We start from the raw sequence: 16,961 nt of genomic DNA on the forward strand, positions 1-16,961 counted from the left end.
CGACGGCGTCAACGAAGAAGGCCCGCGGCATGCCGCGGGCCTTCTTCGTTACTGTCTCAACACAGTGTGCGCCCGAAGGGACTCGAACCCCTAACCTTCTGGTTGGTAGCCGACCAGGCTGAGCGCGCCGCGGACGATGCCGCGTTCTGGTCAATCGTATGTCAGGAGTTCCCTGACACCGAATTGACGAACGTCGCGGGGGTCGTGTGATGGGCCGTCGAGCACGTCGAGAGCGCGACACGCTCGAATATCTCGCTGCCGCTCGTCGCTTCATCCGCCGCGCTGGTGAGCGCGTGGCGGATGCCGACGAGTTCGAGCTTGCCGAGCTTGTGGCCCTTCGTGCCGAGCTTGAAGCGGCGATCGTGACCGCCGTCCACGGTCAGCGGTCGATCGGTCGCTCGTGGGCGTACATCGGCGCCGCGCTCGGGATGAGGCGGCAGAGCGCGCAGGAGCGCTACGGCGAGAAGGCTGCATCATGATCTACCCCGACGAAATTCCGGTGTGGATCGGTCTGCCGCTCGCGCTCGTGCTGTGCGTCGTCTGGCGACGCCAGGTGGTCGTGGCGAGGAGGTCGCGGCGATGAACGAGCTGCGCGTTCTCAACGCCTACGCCGGGATCGGTGGGAACCGTCACCTCTGGCCCACCGAGTGGCACGTGACCGCCGTCGAGATCGATCCTCGGGTCGCGGCCGAGTACGCACGCCGCTATCCGAATGACACCGTGCTCGTGGAGGACGCGCACGCGCACGTCATGAAGCGCGCGCACGAGTACGACGCCCGATGGACATCGCCGCCGTGCCCGACGCACTCACGCCTCGCGGTGAACGTCGCCAAGCGGAAGGGCGTGGAGCCCGCGCCTGACCCACGCCTATGGGCCGAGATTGAGCACCTGCGCTCCCTCGGTGGCCGCTACGTGGTCGAGAACGTGCACACGTACTACGCGCCCCCCATCGCGCCAGACGTGGTGACCGAACGGCACTACTACTGGACGAGCACCCCGCCCCTCGCGCTTACACCGGCGGTTGTTCTCCCGATCAGCGGCCGTCGCGTGGGCCTGACGGCGGACGCGATCGCGCAGAGCTACGGCCTACCTCATCTGCCGGCCGGCTCGGTTGCTGACCGTCGTAAGGCGATGCGTAACGCTGTGATCCCGCACGAGGGCTATCAGATCGCCATGGCCGCATTCATACCAGAGCTTGTGTCAACCAATCACACGAACGGTAGGAGCGCACGATGAGCACCGAGACTGATCCGCTCGTGTGGAGCGTAGACCGCTCCTGGGGCAATGTGAAGAAGAACCGCGACGGCGATATGTATCCGAGCGACTATCGCAAGTATCACGTCGACCGAGGTGACACGACGGCAAAGTGCAACAGCCGCATCTTCCTCAACTCGATGAAGCTCACTCGCCCGGTGGGCTTCGGGGGCGCGATCTATGACGACATGCCAGCGGGGCGGGCGTCCGAGTTGAACCGTGAGGACGTGTGTCGGCGGTGTGTCCCGTTGATGCCTCAACCGGGTGATCCGTCATGAGCGTCTACGTGGATGACATGTTCAAGAAGGCCACCGTTCCGAACGGTGCGCGAAGCGTGACGGGCGAGTGGTGCCATATGCAGGCCGACACCCGCGAAGAACTCGACGCGATGGCCGACAAGATCGGTCTGCGCCGTTCGTGGATTCAGTACCCCGACGACGATGTTAAGCGCCATTACGACGTGACGCGACCCCGACGAGCCGCCGCTGTCGCGGCCGGTGCGGTCGAGATCGGGATGCTCGACCTCGCGCGGCTGCGCGCGAAGTGGCGAGCTGACCGCAAGGCACGCAGTTCGGCTGTACAGGACCACCCGAACGGTAGGAGCGAACGATGACCGAGACGCGAGCACGCCGCCGAATCCGCGAGGCCGTCGAGTCCCGCGGGTTCAAGGTCGAGGCGCTGGATTGGGAGCCGATCTACGACTCCGGCGAGATGGGCGGCGCAGCCGGTGGGTGGTCGCTCGACCTCGACCGGGATTGCTTCGAGAACACGCACCCCGGCAACGACCTCTACGCGCTCAACGTCGAGGAGCTGATCGGCTACATCGACTGGGCGCTCATCCCGCCACGCCCGTGTGCGTGCTACCCGGACGGGAAGCGTCCGCGGCGCCTGCCGATCCGCCCTCTTGTGGGCGATCCGAGCGAGCCCCTTCACGCCGAGGGGTGCGAGTGGCGGCTGAACTACCGCCTGTCGTGGTGGCCCAGTTCGGGTGATCCGTCATGAGCATGGCGTACGTGCGGCGGTACTACGGCGTTCCCGCCCGTCGGGGCGCACGCGTGGCATACAACGGGCGTCCGGGCCGCATCACGAGCGCGGACCACCGCATCCGCGTGCGCTTTGACGGCGACAACTTCTCTTCGATCATCCATCCCACTGAGGACGGGTTGGTCTACCTCGACGGATGGGTGGGAGACGTGCAAGAAGCGGCCGAACGGAGCCAACGCCGGGTTCGCTCCCGGGCCGGGTGATCCGTCATGACCGCCGCGGGCGAGGCTGCGAAGCACCTTCGGGCGGCAGAGTCGGGGTACATCCGCACCTACGGAGACGTGCCGCTTGATAAGCGCATCGAGCTGGCCAAGGGATGGATCGATCTGGCCCGTCTCGAAGCTCAGCAATCGGCCGAACAGTAGCCGACGCTTTTCACGTTCACCACCGCTCCCCCGTGGGAGCGGTTACATCTATGCTCGCGCATCATGTGCGCAAGGAGGCAGACATGCTTAACCAGGAGTGGATCACAGCTATCGAGGGGTTCCTCGCGTGGGATCGTGCCGGCGGCAAACGGACGACGACCAACAACGCGCGCCGGCAACACCTCCAGCACCTCGCGAGGCGGGTGACGGTCGGGCCGTGGGCGGTGACGGCCGATATCCTCCTCGACTACCTCGGGGCTCAGGATTGGGCGAATGAGACTCGACGTGGGCGGCGTACGTCGTTCGACCGGTTCTACAAGTGGGGCCTGTATCGAGGGTTCGTGACGGTCAACCCGGTCGATCCCGTACCGGCGGTGCGGATGGTGCAAGCCTCGGCGAGGCCGGCGCCCGATCGCGTGTACCACGAGGCACTGATGCGATCGAGCCCCCGAGAGAGGATCATGCTGCGCCTCGCGGCCGAGGTCGGGTTGCGCCGCGGTGAGGTCGCCGTGGCGCACACGCGCGACATCATGGAGGATCTCGTCGGACGGTCGCTCGTCGTGCACGGGAAGGGCGGCCGCACGCGGATCGTTCCGCTGCCCGGTAGCCTCGGGCGGACTCTCGCGGCGCTGGAGCCCGGCTATTTCTTCCCCGGTCAGGACGACGGCCACCTGTCGCCGAGGTACGTCGGCAAGCTCATCCGTGACCTGCTGCCCGATCAGTGGACTATGCACACCTTGCGGCACAGGTTCGCGACGCGGCTCTACGCGCACACGCGCGATCTCCTCGGCGTGCAGGGCATGCTCGGGCACGCAACCCCGACGACCACACGCCGCTACGTGCAGTGGGACACCGCCCGCATGCGCGATGCCGTCGACGAGCTGGCCGGATAAGGTGAGCGACATGAAGCCGAACCCCTTCGTTGTCCCCCTGCTCGTCGCCGGTGGCATCGTGGCCCTGCTCGGGCTCGTGTTCACCGTCCTCGGTCTGGTGAGCACGAGCCCGGTGCCGGTGCTCGACGATGTAGCGCCGCTTCTCGTCTCCCTCGGCGTCCCGATACTGGCGGCTGGCCTTGTCGTCGCCGGCATCGATTGGCGCCTCACGCGCGGCCGCTAGTCGCGCGGGACGTTCGTTGCCGCGAGGGATGCGGCGGGCGTGCCGAGGACGGTCGCGCCGAGGCCGAGCCAGAGTGCGACCTCCTCGCTCGTCGCGAGCCCGTAGAACACGACGAGCGGGCCGGCTGCGGCGATGACGCGGTAGAGCCAGAGTCGGACAGCGGGACTCGGGACCCACTTGTTGGGTGTCTGGGTGGCGCGCACTTCGGCGCGGGTGCGGGGCGTGGTCATGGCTTCTCCTTGGTGGGGTTGATGGTGTCTTCGAGGTCGTCGATACGGTCGCGCTCGTGGGTGAGGTCGTCGCGGAGAGCGCGGATGTCGCCGCGGATACCACCGATATCGCGGACGATGGTGCGCAAGGTGGTGGTGTTCTCGTTGTGTCGCTCGTCGGCTTCCTCGCGGAGGTTGGTGGAATGGTCGTTCTCAACCTGGGAGAGCACACGCTTCACGCGGCGCCGAGTCGAGAGGACACCGGCGCCGATGAGCGCGACGAGGATCGCCGTCCCGGCTTCGGAAACCGAGTCGATCACGGCGGCGAGATCGCTCACGACGCGCGGAGATTGGTGACGAGCGCAGCGAGCTCGGTGCGGAGAGCCTCGACCTGCCCGAGGGTGTCTTGGAGCATGTCCACGTTGGGCGCGTCGCCGCGCACGCGGTCACGCACGGCGGTGACGCGCTCGCGGATTTCCTGGAGCATGTCAGCGTCGGGGTTGTCGCCCCGGATGCGCCGCTGCACATCCTCGAGCATCTTGCGGTCGTCATCGGTGAACATGTCATCCTCCTCGAAGGGGCGCGTCGTCTCGCCCGCGGTTTGTGGGTGGTCGTAGAGTCCGGCGTCCTCGGGGTTGCGGCGGGTGCCTGCGAGGATCACGTAGTGGTGGACGTGTGGGCCGGTTGTCGCCGAGCCGGTGTTGCCGCTGTAGGCGACGTGGGAGCCCTCGGTGAGACCGGGCTGGGTGATGTAGCCGGAGAGGTGCTGCATGATCCACTGGTCACCGTTGGCCGCGGTCCCCCGGATCGACATGCCGCCCGCGCTGGTCGTGAACCGCTCGATCCGCACGACAGCGAAGGGGGCGTAGACGGGCGTGCCGACCGGGCAGGGGTAGTCCTGTGCGGGGTCGACCCCGCGGAGCGCATGCTCGGCCGTCCCGTCACCGATGACCGCGTGGTCGACGGGCCTACGCATGCAGATCACCACCGAGGGCGTCGAGGTGCGCCTCGATCGCGGCCACGCGCTCGGCGAGTCGCTCGCGCTCGGCGCGTTCCTCGCGCAGTTGCCGGGTGAGGTCTTGGAGCACGGGCAGGAGCGCGAGTGCGATGCGGTCGTAGCGGACACCCTCGGGCTGGCCGTCGTCGCCGTAGTCGACGAGCCAGTCGAGGCCGAGCGCGTCGAGGTCTTCGGCGATGAGGCCGTGCTGTAGTTCGCCGATCCGGTCGGTGTCGATCTCGACCTTGTAGAGGAAGGTCACGAGCTGCATCGCGAGCACGGCGTCCGGGTCGACCGGGGCGGGTTTAATGTTCTTCTTGTAGCGCCGCGACGAGGGCACCCATCCCGCCTTACCGTCTGCGCCGATGTACATGACCCGGTAGCTGCCGCTGAGGGTGCGGTTGTAGATCGCGGAGGTGAAGTTGCCGTCCTGCACGTAGGATAGGTCCGCGCGTGTGGGGTAGTTCGACAGGTCGATGCCGGCGAGGGCGGCGGTCAGCTCCTGCTGGGTGATGACCTTGCGGTCGTAGTCGCCCGTCGTCGCGACCGGTCGGAAGTAGAGGGTGCTGTCGGTGACGGTGTAGAAGCCGATGCTGTGCACCGAGCCGGGCTCCTGCCTGGCAGGGCTCGTGCCGACGGGGGTGAGCTTGTCCTGCTTGCCCGCCAGCGCGGTGGTGCGCGCGGCGCGTTCGGCCGCGATGTAGTCGCGGGTCTTGTTGTCCTCGTCGTATCCGAGCCGGCGATCTGCGGTGCCGAGCACCTTGTCCATGCCGGCCGCGACTGCGGCGTCTCCGTTGGCCATGTCAGACCACCTCTCCAATCCAGGACGCGCCGACCGGCGAGTCGATCCATCTCTCACCCGAGGGCACGAGGAGCCACGCCGAGGGCGGGGCGTCGACCGTGCGGCTCGTGATCGTCATTTCGTCGCGGTCCAGGTCGAACACGACACGGCTCGTCATGCCGAGCTGCGTGGGCGCTCCCGGCAAGGTGTACTCGCTCGCCTGCTCGGCCTTGGTGCGCCAGTCGGCGACGGCCGTGGCGGTCACCTGGCGGCCGCGTCCCTGCGCACGCTGGACGATGTAGCGGGCGAGGCCGGGGCCGGGGTACGGGCTGTTGCGTTCGACGCTCATGACCTTCTTGGGCGTGGTGACGAGCTGGTAGGCGTCGATGCGTTCCTGCTGGATGCCGGCGAGGTCGCGCCACCGCCATGTGACGACCGCGGCATCGCAGTACTCGCTCTGGTCGAGGTCGATCACGTCTTCGCCGTCGACCATGTTGATGCCGTACCGGATCGATACCGACCCGCCCGCGTCGTAGTCGGCGTTGCGGAGCGTCCACACACGCGCCTCGTCGCACACGAGGCGGAGCCCGAGGGCTTGCACGATCGGGAGGATGAAGTCCAGCGCCGAGACACCCGCCCGCCAGGTGAGGAGGTCAGAGGCGCGGTCGACGAGCGCGGTGCGGGTGCTCGTGGCGCCGCTGTACGCGTAGGCGTACTCGCTGGTGGAGGTCGTGTCGCCGTCGAAGTAGAGGTTGTCGGTGGGGTCGTCGTTCACCTCCGAGACGCGCCAGCCGGTCGTGTTCAGGGAGGTGCCCGCGGGAACCGAGCCGGTCGTGAAGGACCGAAGCACCATCTTGGTCGCCCCGGCCGGGGCAGTGAAAGTCGTGAAGGCGCGCACCCAGGCCCCCGTAGCGGCCACGGGCGTCTCGATGAGGTCGAGAAGAGTGGTTCCGGCCGCGTCCTGCACGAGCCCGTCGAACGCGATCATGACGCCCGCGGCGGCGTTCTGCCAGACGCCGACCCGGTACCGCTTCCCCGCCTGCAGGGGCACACCGTCCGCGCTGTAGTTCACGAGGAGCTGCGCGGCCGATGCCGACTGGCAGTTGACCCATGTGGGTGCGCCCGGGGGGCCGCCTGCGGTCTGCCGCGAGATCGAGTTTCCCGAGGACCAATCCGTCAGGTCGAGCTTGGCCCGAGGGTTGCGGACGACGTTGACGGACGAGATCAGCGCGTTCACCGTCATGTCCGGGGTGGTCCCTGACAGCACGGCCCCGGGGAGCGCCTTGTGGAGCACGTAGCCGATGAGACCCCGAAGGGAGAACTGGAAGGTGTACGGCACGAGATCGGTTGCGAGAGGCGCGTAGTCCGTGAGAAGCGCCTCATCGGAAGCGAGGTTCAGCATCATGAACGCACCCGCATGCTTCACCGGACGACCACGCACCGCGAGATCGAAGCTACGCGAGGTGGTGGAGCCGAAGGACGCGTACGTAGCGGTCACGTCGATGCGCACACGCTTACGATCACGGGGGTCGAGGAGACCGAGAATCGCGGCGTCAGGAATCGACACACTAACCGAAGCGGCCACGTGTGGCGATCGAGAATCGTCCAGCGTGATCTCTCCGCCGCGCAGCCCGAGCAGACGGTCGGGCGTTCCCAGAACCCACGCGCTGTAGGTGTGGGTGGACACGCTCACGCGGGAACCTCTTGCCAGTCGAACGACACCAGCCAGGTCGCGAGCGTCGCGCCGATCGTGCGCCCGATGTGCCCGCCGTCGGGTCGCACAAAGGACATGTTGACGGTGGCACGATCCGTCGAGGCGAGGGAGCACACCGAGCCGACTGCGAGCAATGCCTCGGCTGCGGCGCTATTCGCCTCGGCGTCCGGTCCCGTGAACGTGAGCGTGAGGTTTCCGGTGCGCAACCCCGACGGGCGCAGAGTGATATCGGCAGTGCTATTGCTCAGGATCTCGTGCACGATGCTGCGCGTCTCGCGTTCGGATTCGTAGGCAGTGATGAGCGCGCTGATTGCCGATCCGCCGGAAGTGATGGTGGTGGTCATGTCAGTAGACCTTCGTGAAGGTGTTGAAGTCCTGGGCGGTGACGCCGATCTTCACCGTCCGACCTTCCAGACGCCGGACGATACGATTCATCTCTTCGCTCGCACGGTCGACGACCGACACCTCGACCTGCTTCTGAGTGATCTGGCGCCGCTCGATCGCGTCGAGGTCCTCATAGGCAGTGCGTGTCTCTGCGTTGACAACGACCTTCTTACCGCCGGGCATTTCGATGATCTTGTTGCCGAGATCATCGACCTCGCCGGTGGCCTTCCCGGCTGCGGTTGCGAGGTCGTAGAGCGCGGTCTGGTTGAGCCCGGCCGCGTCACGGGCGAGGTTGAAGCCCTGCGCCGCGCCTTCCAGCGCTCCCTGGAGTTCGAGGTTGCGGGACGTGGAGATTCCGGTCTCGTTCGCGTGGTCTTGGAATGCTCGTGTGAGAGCGGGGAGCCCGTCACCTGTCGCGAGCGCCTTCACGACGTCGATCTGTTGCCACCCGGATGCCGTCGAAAGGTCTTGGACTCGCTTGAGTCCTTCCACAGAGCCGGTGAGTTCGCTGAGGCGGCTGCTGACGTCCGCGTACTTGCCGGATTCGGCCACGGTCAGGCCGTATTGGTAGGCCGAGTCCCTGGCCTCGTCGGTGGCTTCCTTCGCCTTGCTATATGCGTCGGTGATGGACCCGACAGCGGCGGCGGCTACGCCGAGCCCTGCGCCGGCTAGAGCGCCGACGCCTCCGAGCTGCCCGAGAGTTCCTGCGAGACCGCCGAGGGTATCCTGCCCGATCTGGCCGAGGTCTTCGAGATCACCACGGAACGAAGACACTGCCTCGCCCATGTTCTGCCCGAACTCGGCTTGCACTTCACGGGCACCGTCCTTAACGCGATCGTTCGCCTTCTCGCCCGCGTCACCGTATCCGTCGGCCGCGCGGCTGGCGGAGCGGTAGGCGTCGCGGTACTCACGTTCGATCTTGGCGGCGGCGATCTTCGTGTCACCCGCGAGGCGCTCGGTGGCCTTCTGCGCATCCTTCAGGGACGCTTCAAGCTTGTCGGCGCCGTCGTTGTCGCCGAGTTCGCGGAGCCGCTTGATCGCGTCTTCGAGGGGCTTGATGACACCGATCTCGATGCCCTGCTTGAACGCCTTCGTCTCGGATGCGAGCGCGATCTCGATGGGTGAGCGGGCCATGTTCAGTTCACCGTTTCGATCTCTTCATGGATGGTGCGCACGGCGGTCTGCACGATCACGGAGGTGACGCGCGGGATCGCCTGTTGCGCGGCAGGGTAGGCGACGTTGCCCGTCTTGGTCGCCGGGCCGAAGCGGTTCCCGCGTCGCCGGGTGAAGACCTTGCCGCGCTTGGACACGACCTGCTCCTTGACGAACGGGTTGTTGCCGAACTCGATCGCCTTGGCCAGCTCGGGCAGAGCTGCGGTGGCGGAGAGCGGGCCGGCGCCGGCTTTCAGGGTGATGTTGGTCGCGGTGATCCCGACAGCGGCCGACTGTGCGAGCCGGGACCGCTGTCGGGTGTCACCCCGAAAGCGTGTCTCCTCCTGCCAGATCGGCAGGGCCGCGCGCTTGCTCTGCGCGATGACCTGCCGGCGCACGGAGGTGTCGAGGCCCCGCATGACGTGCATGAGCGTCGTCAGCGGGGAGTCGATGAGGAGGGAGATACGCACGAGGATTCCTTGTCAGGTGTTTCCTGACGGTCAGGCGATGGTCGGCTGACCGTCGCAGGGAAGGGTGACGTCGGACTTCGCGGCCGCGCCGCCCGCGCCGCCGACTGCGGCGGGCAGGATGAGCGCGGTGACGGTGAAGCCCTTCCCGCCCGTCTGCGGCGTGTAGACGATGGTCTTCTTGGTGCCGGCGTTGGCGATGAGGTACTGGGAGAGGCTGTTGGCCGTCTTCAGGTCCTGTGCGAGGTTGAGGCCGAGTGCCCATTCGGGCGTGCCGGCGACGGTGGTGATGCCGCCGCCGATGTCGCGGAGGACCTCGGTGGGCGTGGTGGGGGTGAGCGTCGCCGACAGGATCGCCGACTTGTAGCTGTCCGTGCCGATGGTGATGGTGCCGGCGGGGAAGAATGCGGCGTTGGCGATTTCGACCATGGTCTACTCCTGGTGTGTGGTGTGGCTGATCTGCTGGACGGTGATGATCCACGCGAGGTAGGCGTCGGCGACACCGCGCTTGGTGGCGCCGGACCATGCGAGGTCGGTGGCGGCGTCGAGGAGACGGATCACGTCGCGGACGACGGGATCGATCTCCTCCTCGGCCTTCGTGTAGTCGGCGAGCTTCGACACGAGCGCGATCTCCCACTGGTCGTAGACCTGACCGGGGGGCATGCCGTCATGGTTGATCGCGGTGTAGTCGAGGAAGACGGCGGACTTGCGGAGCTGCCCGACCGATCGGACGGTGTAGGGCATCTCGTCCCACCCGTCAGGCAGTGCCGGCCGGATCGCGTCGAGGATGCGCGTGCGCGGGTCAGAGGACATAGGGGCTCCTGTCCGGCGGGCGGACGATCTGCTGGATGGTCTTGTCGAGCGGCCGCGGGGTGAAGACGTACTGCCCGTCTCCGATGTCACCGCTGACCTGGACACGCCCCGCGTTCCAGAGGTTCTGCGCCTGGAGGAGCTGCGCGTACACGTAGCGGTCGAGAGGAGCGGTTTCCCAGTTCTGCGGAGGGATCGCGGCCGGCGCGAGCGCGATCACCTGTTCTTTCGCGGTCGTCAGGAGGTACCGGAGTGTTTCGAGGTTCTCGTAGGGGACCTCTTCCCACGCGGCTTTGAGCCGCTGGATCGCCTCGCCGTCGTCGTCCTCGGCGGTGTACCAGTCGGCCATGGTCAGGCCTCCCCGATCGCGGCGGTGAGCGCGGCGCGATCCCCGCCGTCTGCGATGAAGGCGGCGGCGATCTGCGCGACCTGTGCGGGCGCATTGGCGAGACGACGGCGACGCTCCTGCTCGTTGATGACCGCGTTGAGGTGCGCGTCGAGCTGCGCGTCGGTGAGGGCGGTGAGATCGTCCATCGTTGTCTCCTAGGCGTTCGGGATCGTGCCGGACGCGGCGCCCGGGAGGGTCGTCGGCCACGCTTCGGTTGTGAGCCACGAGAGGGCGAACGAGATTTCGGTCGTCGCCGCGATCGCGCTGCGGAAGTCGAGCACGCCCGTCACGCTGAACGGGGCGGTGCGGATGTGGCCCACGCCGGTAGGCGCCGCCACCGGGCCGACACTGAACGGTGCTGCGCCCGGTGCTGGCACGGGGCCGCGGAAACCGGTCGGGGCGGTGAGGAAGGTGTCGCCAGCCGCGACCGCACCGACCGTCTTCAGTCGAGCCACCATCTGCACGTTGTCGCCGACACGTCGCATGAGCACGTGGAAGTTCGAGGACGCGTAGTCCCACTTCGCACTGTCCAGCAGCGACGTGACATCCCGCCACCCGGTGTCACCGTAGATGCGCTGCTCACGCTGCGCTACGGAGTCCACGATGTAGGCCGCCCGCCCCGCGCTCGTGTCGAATCGCACGGGCGAGACGAAGTCCCAGGCGTCGAAGGCGGTGGCGCTGTTCGCCGCGGTGCGCATGTAGTACCCACGACGACGCACCGCCGTCCCGCTGAAGGGCCGGTACTCCTGCATGACGTTGGTATCACCGTTCACCCGGGTGACGGTGAGCACGCCGCTGAGCTGGGCGGGCAGGTTCGGCGAGGTCGTGGCGGCGCCCGTGAACCGGTAGACGCCGGGTGTCCGGAAGGTATCGACGTCCGTCGCCACGTTGACCGTCGCTCCCGCGAACTGCCCCGCGAGTGCAAGGCTCGCCGCATCCTCGGCGGCGGTGCGTGCAGTCTCAGAGCCAGTCCGAGCGGTCTGTGCGGCGCTGGCGGCGGTGCTTGCAGTGCCGGCCGACGCGCCCGCGGCGGTTGCGCTGCCGGCGGCCGCGGATGCCGATCCGCTGGCGGCGGTGGCCGCGGCGCTGGAGGCGCTGGCGGCGGTCACGGCGGCGGCGAGGGAGTCGAGGGTGGTGTCGGTGTATCCGGCGACCTCGCCGACGATCGCTTCCCACGCGTGGAGGACGTCGAGTGTGGGGGTGACGCTGGCAGGGTCGATGTCAGCGAGGTCGCCGAAGTCGATGGTTCCGCTCGCGGGGATCGCGGTGACGCGTTCCAGGCGGGCGCCGGTCGGGAAGGTGATGAGCCAGTGGGCGGCCATGGAGGGTCCGGTTTCGTACACCTCCATGGCCGCTGTCCCGGTGATCTCCTGTTCGATCCGGTCGGGGTAGGTGACCGCCGCACCGTCGACAAGGACCGGCGTCGCCGTGCCGCGCACGTAGGTGACGCGCACGGTCGCCGTCGCCGAAACGTGTCCGGTGGCGGTGAGCCGGTTGATGTCGATGTTGACGGTGGTCATGACGGGATCAGGGCTTGGTGCCGATGAGGACGAGGGACTCGGGGCGGACGACGAACGTCTCCAGGTAGCCGACGGTCGCCTTGTCGATGCCACCGCGGGCGATGTCGAGCGCGTCGAGCTGGATGGGCGTCTCGCCCAGCTCGCGGAACTCGATCGCACCCTTGGCGCCGGCCATGACCTGCGGGTTGGCCGCGGTCGTGCCGGCGAAGAACGACTGGGGCGCCTTCTTGACGACGACCTTCCCGTCGACGTTGCCCTCGCCGGTCCCGGCGCGGGCCGAGAGGGTGACGAACTCCGGCAGGAGATCCTTGGGCGTGTAGATGAGCTGCTTCCACAGGACCGGGTTGACCACGGCGAAGGAGGGGTCGTCGTCGGCGTCGCTGATCGCCTCGATGGCCTGGATGAGCATGACCACGCCGGGGTAGTACTGCGAGTTGGTGGGCGTGCCGGACGGGAGGCTGTCCGGGGCGACGAGGCGGTCGAGCGCGGTGGTCGTCTTGGATGCGGCGTTGAAGATGTCGGTCAGCGCCTGACGGTCGGTGACGCGGGCGTAGGAGTCGATGACGAGCTTCATCAGCTCCTCGATGAGGTCGGCGCCGCCTTCGAGGTCGAACCACTCGCGGGCGAGGTCGGCGGCCCACCCGTAGGCCTTGCGGGATGCGCCGCGCTTGGCGGTGGTCGCGCCGCCCGAGGGCATGTCGGCCTTGTTGCCGGCCCATTCCTGGACGAGCTCGCTGCCGGCGGTCATGGTGTAGCCCTCGCGTCCGGCGAGCTGGATGCCGCCGTAGAGGTGCGTGCACAGGTCGATGTACTTCCGGACGTAGCGGCGGCCCTGCCAGAGCTTGCCGACCCACGCCTTCTGGAGGATGCCGGAGTTGGCGGTGGTGAGTCCGCCGGTCGCCTCGTACTTGATGTCGGTGAGCGCGGCGAGGAGCGTCTCGGCCGCCTCGATGTCGCCGAGTCCGCTCTTGATCGTGGACATCGCGGCGAACAGCGAGCCCATGTCGATGTCGACGCGGGTGCCCGCGTCGGGCGCGGCGCCCTGCGGTGCGCCGGCGAGGAGCGTGCCGGGGACGGATGCCGGGGCCTGGGTACCCGGCTCGGTTGCGGTTGCGGTCACGGTGGACCCTCCTTCGGGGTTGTCCTCGGCCGGGTTGGCGTCGGGGTTGTCGACCTTCTCGACAGTCGTCGTGGAGGTGTTGGTTTCGATGCGGCGCCACTTGACGCCGTTGGAGTCGGTGAACTCGGTCACGTACTGGCTGGAGGACGCAGCCTCGGGCGAGTCGTAGACCTCGGACGAGGGCGTGTCCTCGGCGGCGAGGAGCGTCGCCCCCTCGAACGCCGGCTTCTCGACGAGCGCGGCGGCGAACAGTCGCCCGCTGATCGCGCGGCCGTCGCGGATGCGGACGCCCGCGACCTCGGCGGAGAGGTTCTTGCGCTTGCCGGACTTGGCGTCGGCGTAGGCGGCGCGCCCCTCGTCGGTGGCCGCGAACTTGAAGGTGCCCATGATGCCCTCGGGCTGCTCCCATGCGCGGGCGAATCCGCCGACGACGTTCTCGCGGGCGTGCTCGACGTTGAGGGATGCGCCGGTCACGTCGGCGGGGATCGAGAAGACGCCGGAGGTCACGTCGAACTCGCCGAGGTTGCTGCGGCACTTGACGCCGTACGGGACGAGGAGGCCGGTTGCGGTCATGTCCTCGTCGGAGAAGGTGAGGGTGCCGGCGTCGATGATGACGGGTTCCATGGGTCAGTCCTCCCGGGGCGGGTTGGTGTCGGGCGCGGGGATCGCGTTGATGCTGGTGAGGTCGGCACGGATCGACTGACCCGAGGGCACGATGTCGTCGAGGGACATACGGGCCTCGAACGCGAGGGTGAAGCCGCGCGCGGAGCCGAACTCCCACAGCTCGCCGCGCATGGCACCGTTCGCGACGCCCGTGTAGCGCACGTCGGTGCCGCCGCCGCCCGCCTGGCGGGTGCCTTCGAGGAGGCTCGCGGGGGTGCCGGTGTGGTTCGCGATGTCGAGGCGCACGGCGTTGCGTCCGGTTTCGTACAGGTCGACGGCGACCTGACCGGGCATTTCGACGGGCCACTCGGCGACTTTCAGCGCCGTCGAGGACTTGCGGCGACCGTCGACCCACTGCTCCCGGTAGGAGGCGCGTTCTTCGGGCGTCATGCCCTCCCATGCATCGCGAGGAATGTTGAGGATGGTGAGGGGCACGGGGTCGTCGAGCCGGCGCTTGTATGCGTCCTCGATCTGGCGTGCCTCGCGGAGCGTGTCGATTCCGTCGACCAGGAGCCCGTTGTCGCCGTATCCGGCCGAGATGACCACGGGGTAGGCGGCGAAGCGTGCCATGGCGCCGAGCTGCTTTCCGTCGATCCACGGGCGTCCGGTTTCGGGGTCGATGCCCCACAGGCCGAACGGGACGTGTATGCAGTCGGCGTCCGCGTCGAGCGGGCTGCGGTCGAACCCGAGGCACGCCCACCCGTTGAAGAACAGGTCGCTGCCGACGCCGTGCATGCGGTGGAAGGGCGACACGCCCGACGCGGAGGAGGTCAGCCATGCGGGCTGTGTCGGCGCGATCTGGTCGTTGACCATCGCGTTGAACGCGAGGCCCGCGAACTGCTTCACGTGAATCTGGTGAGCGCGCTTCACCCCGGGGATGCGGAGCGCGATCTCGCGCGTCATCGGGATACTGGCTGAGTCCGGCCCCTTGAACAGCTCATCGAAGGCAAGCTGCGTCAGGTTGTCTGTCGGCGTCCACGGGGATGCGACGGCGATCGTAAGTGTCGACTGAGGACCGTATGCCTTGTCGATGTTGCGCCCGAAGATTCCCACACGAGAACCCTCCGGGCGGTTCCTGACACGGTGAAATCACACGGTGACAGCGGCGTGTCGCGCCCGCGAGGCTCGCTTAGCGACGGCATCGGAGGCCTGGTCAGCGCCGGGGTGGCACAGGTCTTCGTGGGCTTCCGCCCGCTGCCAGGCGTCGTCGCGGTTGAGGGCGAGTCCGCGCCAGTGGGGACAGTCGTTGCACACGATGACGATGCTGCACGGCGTGATGTCGAGCCAGATTCGGGACTTGTGGGCCATGGGTGTTCCTATCCGAAGTCGAATGCCGTGGCGGGCGTGACGGGGTTGATGGGTCGTTGTGGGAGAGCGTCGTAGGCGAGCGCGCCGGCCTCGATCGGGGTGACGTCGTTCTCGTCGCCCTTGGGTGGGCGGATGAGGTAGCCGCGTCCCATGGTCACGACGACGCCGATCTCGGCTGCGGTGTCGAGCTGCTTCTGTGGCCAGTGCCAGATGTCGCCCTGCTCGATGCCGGCGACGAGCTGTGCGTGCGCGATCTTGACCTGTTCGAGCTGGCGTTCCTCGACGCGGGGTCGGGGTCGTGCGCGTTCGAGCATCCGCTCGATGACGGCGACGGATGCCGATGTGCCCTTGTCGTAGACGATCGGGGCGTTGAGCGCGCGCGCGGCGAGGATGAGGGTCCGCTCGATGCCCTGCACGCCGCGCTGGTGGTGGAGGAGTTTCAGGCCGACGCGGGGTCGGTTGGCGGTGATGCCGTCGAGGTCCCATGCGGCCTCGGCGAGATCGCTCGGGCCGGTGATGTGCCAGGCCACGACGATGGATGCGTAGAGCGCTTTCGGGTGCACGGCGAGGGCGATCGAGCCCGAGGTGACGCCCTCGGGAACCGGGCCGGCCTGGCGGGTGCTGGTCCATGCGCGCACGCTGATCGCGGTTGCGTTGCCGCCCTCGTCGCCGAAGTGGCCGAGGTACTCCAGAGCGAACAGCGCCCACCCGAGGTCTTCGAAGCTGCCGGTGATGCGGTCGAGGGTGGTGAGGCCGTCGAGGCCGGGGTGCAGCTTGTCGACGAGGAGCCGCACGGTGTCCCAGTCGTCGAGGAGTGCGGGGTCGATGTCGTCGGGCACGCCGTAGCGGAGCCGTCCGGCGTCGGGGTCGTGCAGCACCTTCCAGAAGTACGAGCCGGTGCGGTAGCGGCCGGCGGTGCCGGCGAGGATGATCTGTGCGCCGGGGCGGGTGTCGAATGCGGGGATGACGGACGACACGATGTCTGCCCACTCGTCGGGCTCGGCCTCGCCGGCCTCGTCGAGCACGAGCGTGTCGTATGCGCCCGATCGCACCTCGTCGCCCTTCGGCGCGAGCACGTCGAGGTTGGACCCGTTGGCGAACTGGATGCCCTTGCCTCCCTTGCCGTCTTTCAGCTTGACGCCGTAGGTCGTCCAGCGCGCGCGCTCGTCGCGCCACTTGCGCGCGATCGGGTCGCGCACGTCCAGCTCGAACCGCTTGTCGGCCTTCTTGGCGAGGGTCAGCATCGTGTAGCCGGCTTGGTGCATCGGGCGCATGTAGCACCGTCCGAGGAGCACGCACCAGAGCGTCGTGGTCTTGGACGATCGACGCGGCATGAGGATCGCGTTGCGGAAGCACCCGGCCGCGAGGGTGTCGTTTTCGACGAGCATCTGCGGCTGGAGGTTGGCGAGGAGCGACCCGCCGAGCTGCGGCGGTACTACCCGGTCGATGAGCCACGCACCGACGAGGAACTCGGCCCGCGACTGGTAGCTCGTCGCAAGCTCGGTGCGCTCGGACGGCGGACGTCCGGAGTCGCGGAACTCGATCCACGCGGCCTCGTCGAGGAGCGGGTGCGCGAGCACCTCGTCGGGTAGCTCGGTTCCGTCCCAGTCTCGGGGGGAAAGAAGGCTGCCGGTAGGCGGGGGTATGACCGATTCTCTAAAAAAAGGCC

General features: G+C 67.9%; 25 protein-coding genes. 7 read left to right on the plus strand and 18 right to left on the minus strand.

Going from position 1 to position 16,961, the window contains the following annotated elements; translation table 11 throughout:
* Window positions 1-161: 161 nt before the first annotated feature.
* Window positions 162-377, minus strand: a complete 216-nt coding sequence (locus KY498_RS08805) for a hypothetical protein (protein WP_191007894.1) — start codon at window positions 375-377, stop codon at window positions 162-164.
* A 202-nt stretch (window positions 378-579) separates the two neighbouring features.
* Here KY498_RS08805 and KY498_RS08810 point away from each other — a divergent pair, with 202 nt between their 5' ends.
* The 7 genes from KY498_RS08810 (at window position 580) to KY498_RS08840 (ending at window position 3,779) form a co-directional block, all read left to right on the plus strand.
* Window positions 580-1,236, plus strand: a complete 657-nt coding sequence (locus KY498_RS08810) for a DNA cytosine methyltransferase (RefSeq protein WP_191007893.1) — start codon at window positions 580-582, stop codon at window positions 1,234-1,236.
* Window positions 1,233-1,532: a hypothetical protein gene (locus tag KY498_RS08815; RefSeq protein WP_191007892.1), complete on the plus strand. Its 300-nt coding sequence runs from the start codon at window positions 1,233-1,235 to the stop codon at window positions 1,530-1,532. Before KY498_RS08810 ends, KY498_RS08815 begins: the two co-directional genes overlap by 4 nt.
* Entirely contained in the window at window positions 1,529-1,867 is a 339-nt protein-coding gene (locus tag KY498_RS08820) for a DUF4031 domain-containing protein (RefSeq protein ID WP_191007891.1), read from the plus strand. Before KY498_RS08815 ends, KY498_RS08820 begins: the two co-directional genes overlap by 4 nt.
* Window positions 1,864-2,256 (plus strand): hypothetical protein, encoded by a 393-nt coding sequence (locus KY498_RS08825; protein ID WP_191007890.1) that lies wholly within the window; start codon window positions 1,864-1,866, stop codon window positions 2,254-2,256. The genes KY498_RS08820 and KY498_RS08825 overlap by 4 nt, the downstream gene beginning before the upstream one ends.
* Before the next feature lie 251 nt (window positions 2,257-2,507).
* Window positions 2,508-2,663, plus strand: coding sequence for a hypothetical protein (locus KY498_RS08830; protein WP_191007889.1), 156 nt, complete (start codon window positions 2,508-2,510; stop codon window positions 2,661-2,663).
* A gap of 83 nt (window positions 2,664-2,746) precedes the next feature.
* A complete protein-coding gene (locus KY498_RS08835; protein ID WP_219879364.1) occupies window positions 2,747-3,556 on the plus strand; it encodes a tyrosine-type recombinase/integrase in 810 nt (269 codons plus the stop codon).
* A gap of 10 nt (window positions 3,557-3,566) precedes the next feature.
* On the plus strand, window positions 3,567-3,779 hold the full coding sequence (locus tag KY498_RS08840) for a hypothetical protein (RefSeq protein ID WP_191007887.1): 213 nt from the start codon (window positions 3,567-3,569) through the stop codon (window positions 3,777-3,779).
* On the opposite strand, the gene KY498_RS08845 is transcribed toward KY498_RS08840, so the two are convergent.
* The 17 genes from KY498_RS08845 to KY498_RS08925 are packed head-to-tail and all read right to left on the minus strand — an operon-like array spanning window position 3,776 to window position 16,872.
* Window positions 3,776-4,009 carry a hypothetical protein gene (locus KY498_RS08845; RefSeq protein WP_191007886.1) on the minus strand — a complete coding sequence of 78 codons (234 nt, stop codon included), beginning with the start codon at window positions 4,007-4,009 and terminating at the stop codon, window positions 3,776-3,778. The genes KY498_RS08840 and KY498_RS08845 overlap by 4 nt on opposite strands.
* On the minus strand, window positions 4,006-4,326 hold the full coding sequence (locus KY498_RS08850) for a hypothetical protein (protein WP_191007885.1): 321 nt from the start codon (window positions 4,324-4,326) through the stop codon (window positions 4,006-4,008). Before KY498_RS08850 ends, KY498_RS08845 begins: the two co-directional genes overlap by 4 nt.
* A complete protein-coding gene (locus KY498_RS08855; RefSeq protein WP_191007884.1) occupies window positions 4,323-4,964 on the minus strand; it encodes a M23 family metallopeptidase in 642 nt (213 codons plus the stop codon). The genes KY498_RS08850 and KY498_RS08855 overlap by 4 nt, the downstream gene beginning before the upstream one ends.
* Window positions 4,957-5,787: a tail fiber domain-containing protein gene (locus KY498_RS08860; RefSeq protein ID WP_191007883.1), complete on the minus strand. Its 831-nt coding sequence runs from the start codon at window positions 5,785-5,787 to the stop codon at window positions 4,957-4,959. The genes KY498_RS08855 and KY498_RS08860 overlap by 8 nt, the downstream gene beginning before the upstream one ends.
* A 1-nt stretch (window position 5,788) precedes the next feature.
* Window positions 5,789-7,459, minus strand: coding sequence for a hypothetical protein (locus tag KY498_RS08865; RefSeq protein ID WP_191007882.1), 1,671 nt, complete (start codon window positions 7,457-7,459; stop codon window positions 5,789-5,791).
* A complete protein-coding gene (locus tag KY498_RS08870) occupies window positions 7,456-7,824 on the minus strand; it encodes a hypothetical protein (protein ID WP_191007881.1) in 369 nt (122 codons plus the stop codon). Before KY498_RS08870 ends, KY498_RS08865 begins: the two co-directional genes overlap by 4 nt.
* 1 nt (window position 7,825) lies before the next feature.
* Entirely contained in the window at window positions 7,826-8,998 is a 1,173-nt protein-coding gene (locus KY498_RS08875; RefSeq protein WP_191007880.1) for a hypothetical protein, read from the minus strand.
* Between the two features lie 2 nt (window positions 8,999-9,000).
* Window positions 9,001-9,486 (minus strand): hypothetical protein, encoded by a 486-nt coding sequence (locus KY498_RS08880; protein ID WP_191007879.1) that lies wholly within the window; start codon window positions 9,484-9,486, stop codon window positions 9,001-9,003.
* Window positions 9,487-9,516: 30 nt separating this feature from the next.
* Window positions 9,517-9,912, minus strand: coding sequence for a hypothetical protein (locus KY498_RS08885; RefSeq protein WP_191007878.1), 396 nt, complete (start codon window positions 9,910-9,912; stop codon window positions 9,517-9,519).
* 3 nt (window positions 9,913-9,915) lie between these two features.
* Entirely contained in the window at window positions 9,916-10,296 is a 381-nt protein-coding gene (locus KY498_RS08890; protein WP_191007877.1) for a hypothetical protein, read from the minus strand.
* Window positions 10,286-10,642 (minus strand): hypothetical protein, encoded by a 357-nt coding sequence (locus KY498_RS08895; protein WP_191007876.1) that lies wholly within the window; start codon window positions 10,640-10,642, stop codon window positions 10,286-10,288. The genes KY498_RS08890 and KY498_RS08895 overlap by 11 nt, the downstream gene beginning before the upstream one ends.
* Window positions 10,643-10,644: 2 nt before the next feature.
* Entirely contained in the window at window positions 10,645-10,827 is a 183-nt protein-coding gene (locus tag KY498_RS08900; protein WP_191007875.1) for a hypothetical protein, read from the minus strand.
* Between the two features lie 9 nt (window positions 10,828-10,836).
* The gene (locus tag KY498_RS08905) at window positions 10,837-12,201 is read right to left on the minus strand and encodes a pyocin knob domain-containing protein (RefSeq protein WP_191007874.1); all 1,365 of its coding nucleotides are present in this window, start codon (window positions 12,199-12,201) and stop codon (window positions 10,837-10,839) included.
* 7 nt (window positions 12,202-12,208) lie between these two features.
* On the minus strand, window positions 12,209-13,945 hold the full coding sequence (locus KY498_RS08910) for a hypothetical protein (RefSeq protein WP_191007873.1): 1,737 nt from the start codon (window positions 13,943-13,945) through the stop codon (window positions 12,209-12,211).
* A 3-nt stretch (window positions 13,946-13,948) separates the two neighbouring features.
* A complete protein-coding gene (locus KY498_RS08915; RefSeq protein WP_191009815.1) occupies window positions 13,949-15,037 on the minus strand; it encodes a hypothetical protein in 1,089 nt (362 codons plus the stop codon).
* A gap of 36 nt (window positions 15,038-15,073) precedes the next feature.
* Complete coding sequence (locus tag KY498_RS08920; protein ID WP_191007871.1) at window positions 15,074-15,292, minus strand: hypothetical protein; 219 nt, start codon at window positions 15,290-15,292, stop codon at window positions 15,074-15,076.
* An 8-nt stretch (window positions 15,293-15,300) separates the two neighbouring features.
* On the minus strand, window positions 15,301-16,872 hold the full coding sequence (locus KY498_RS08925; protein ID WP_191007870.1) for a hypothetical protein: 1,572 nt from the start codon (window positions 16,870-16,872) through the stop codon (window positions 15,301-15,303).
* Window positions 16,873-16,961 lie beyond the last annotated feature (89 nt).

The sequence above is a fragment of the Microbacterium sp. PAMC21962 genome (assembly GCF_019443465.1).
GTDB classification, from domain to species: domain Bacteria; phylum Actinomycetota; class Actinomycetes; order Actinomycetales; family Microbacteriaceae; genus Microbacterium; species Microbacterium hominis.

What these genes read in the sequence shown, in the direction of transcription:
- KY498_RS08835 (WP_219879364.1), top strand. Translation starts at nt 2,747, where the DNA reads ATGCTTAACCAGGAGTGGATCACAGCTATCGAGGGGTTCCTCGCGTGG.
- KY498_RS08870 (WP_191007881.1), bottom strand. Translation starts at nt 7,824, where the DNA reads ATGACCACCACCATCACTTCCGGCGGATCGGCAATCAGCGCGCTCATC.
- KY498_RS08845 (WP_191007886.1), bottom strand. Translation starts at nt 4,009, where the DNA reads ATGACCACGCCCCGCACCCGCGCCGAAGTGCGCGCCACCCAGACACCC.
- KY498_RS08825 (WP_191007890.1), top strand. Translation starts at nt 1,864, where the DNA reads ATGACCGAGACGCGAGCACGCCGCCGAATCCGCGAGGCCGTCGAGTCC.
- KY498_RS08855 (WP_191007884.1), bottom strand. Translation starts at nt 4,964, where the DNA reads ATGCGTAGGCCCGTCGACCACGCGGTCATCGGTGACGGGACGGCCGAG.
- KY498_RS08875 (WP_191007880.1), bottom strand. Translation starts at nt 8,998, where the DNA reads ATGGCCCGCTCACCCATCGAGATCGCGCTCGCATCCGAGACGAAGGCG.
- KY498_RS08905 (WP_191007874.1), bottom strand. Translation starts at nt 12,201, where the DNA reads ATGACCACCGTCAACATCGACATCAACCGGCTCACCGCCACCGGACAC.
- KY498_RS08900 (WP_191007875.1), bottom strand. Translation starts at nt 10,827, where the DNA reads ATGGACGATCTCACCGCCCTCACCGACGCGCAGCTCGACGCGCACCTC.
- KY498_RS08830 (WP_191007889.1), top strand. Translation starts at nt 2,508, where the DNA reads ATGACCGCCGCGGGCGAGGCTGCGAAGCACCTTCGGGCGGCAGAGTCG.
- KY498_RS08810 (WP_191007893.1), top strand. Translation starts at nt 580, where the DNA reads ATGAACGAGCTGCGCGTTCTCAACGCCTACGCCGGGATCGGTGGGAAC.
- KY498_RS08840 (WP_191007887.1), top strand. Translation starts at nt 3,567, where the DNA reads ATGAAGCCGAACCCCTTCGTTGTCCCCCTGCTCGTCGCCGGTGGCATC.
- KY498_RS08860 (WP_191007883.1), bottom strand. Translation starts at nt 5,787, where the DNA reads ATGGCCAACGGAGACGCCGCAGTCGCGGCCGGCATGGACAAGGTGCTC.
- KY498_RS08885 (WP_191007878.1), bottom strand. Translation starts at nt 9,912, where the DNA reads ATGGTCGAAATCGCCAACGCCGCATTCTTCCCCGCCGGCACCATCACC.
- KY498_RS08895 (WP_191007876.1), bottom strand. Translation starts at nt 10,642, where the DNA reads ATGGCCGACTGGTACACCGCCGAGGACGACGACGGCGAGGCGATCCAG.
- KY498_RS08910 (WP_191007873.1), bottom strand. Translation starts at nt 13,945, where the DNA reads ATGGAACCCGTCATCATCGACGCCGGCACCCTCACCTTCTCCGACGAG.
- KY498_RS08890 (WP_191007877.1), bottom strand. Translation starts at nt 10,296, where the DNA reads ATGTCCTCTGACCCGCGCACGCGCATCCTCGACGCGATCCGGCCGGCA.
- KY498_RS08920 (WP_191007871.1), bottom strand. Translation starts at nt 15,292, where the DNA reads ATGGCCCACAAGTCCCGAATCTGGCTCGACATCACGCCGTGCAGCATC.
- KY498_RS08815 (WP_191007892.1), top strand. Translation starts at nt 1,233, where the DNA reads ATGAGCACCGAGACTGATCCGCTCGTGTGGAGCGTAGACCGCTCCTGG.
- KY498_RS08820 (WP_191007891.1), top strand. Translation starts at nt 1,529, where the DNA reads ATGAGCGTCTACGTGGATGACATGTTCAAGAAGGCCACCGTTCCGAAC.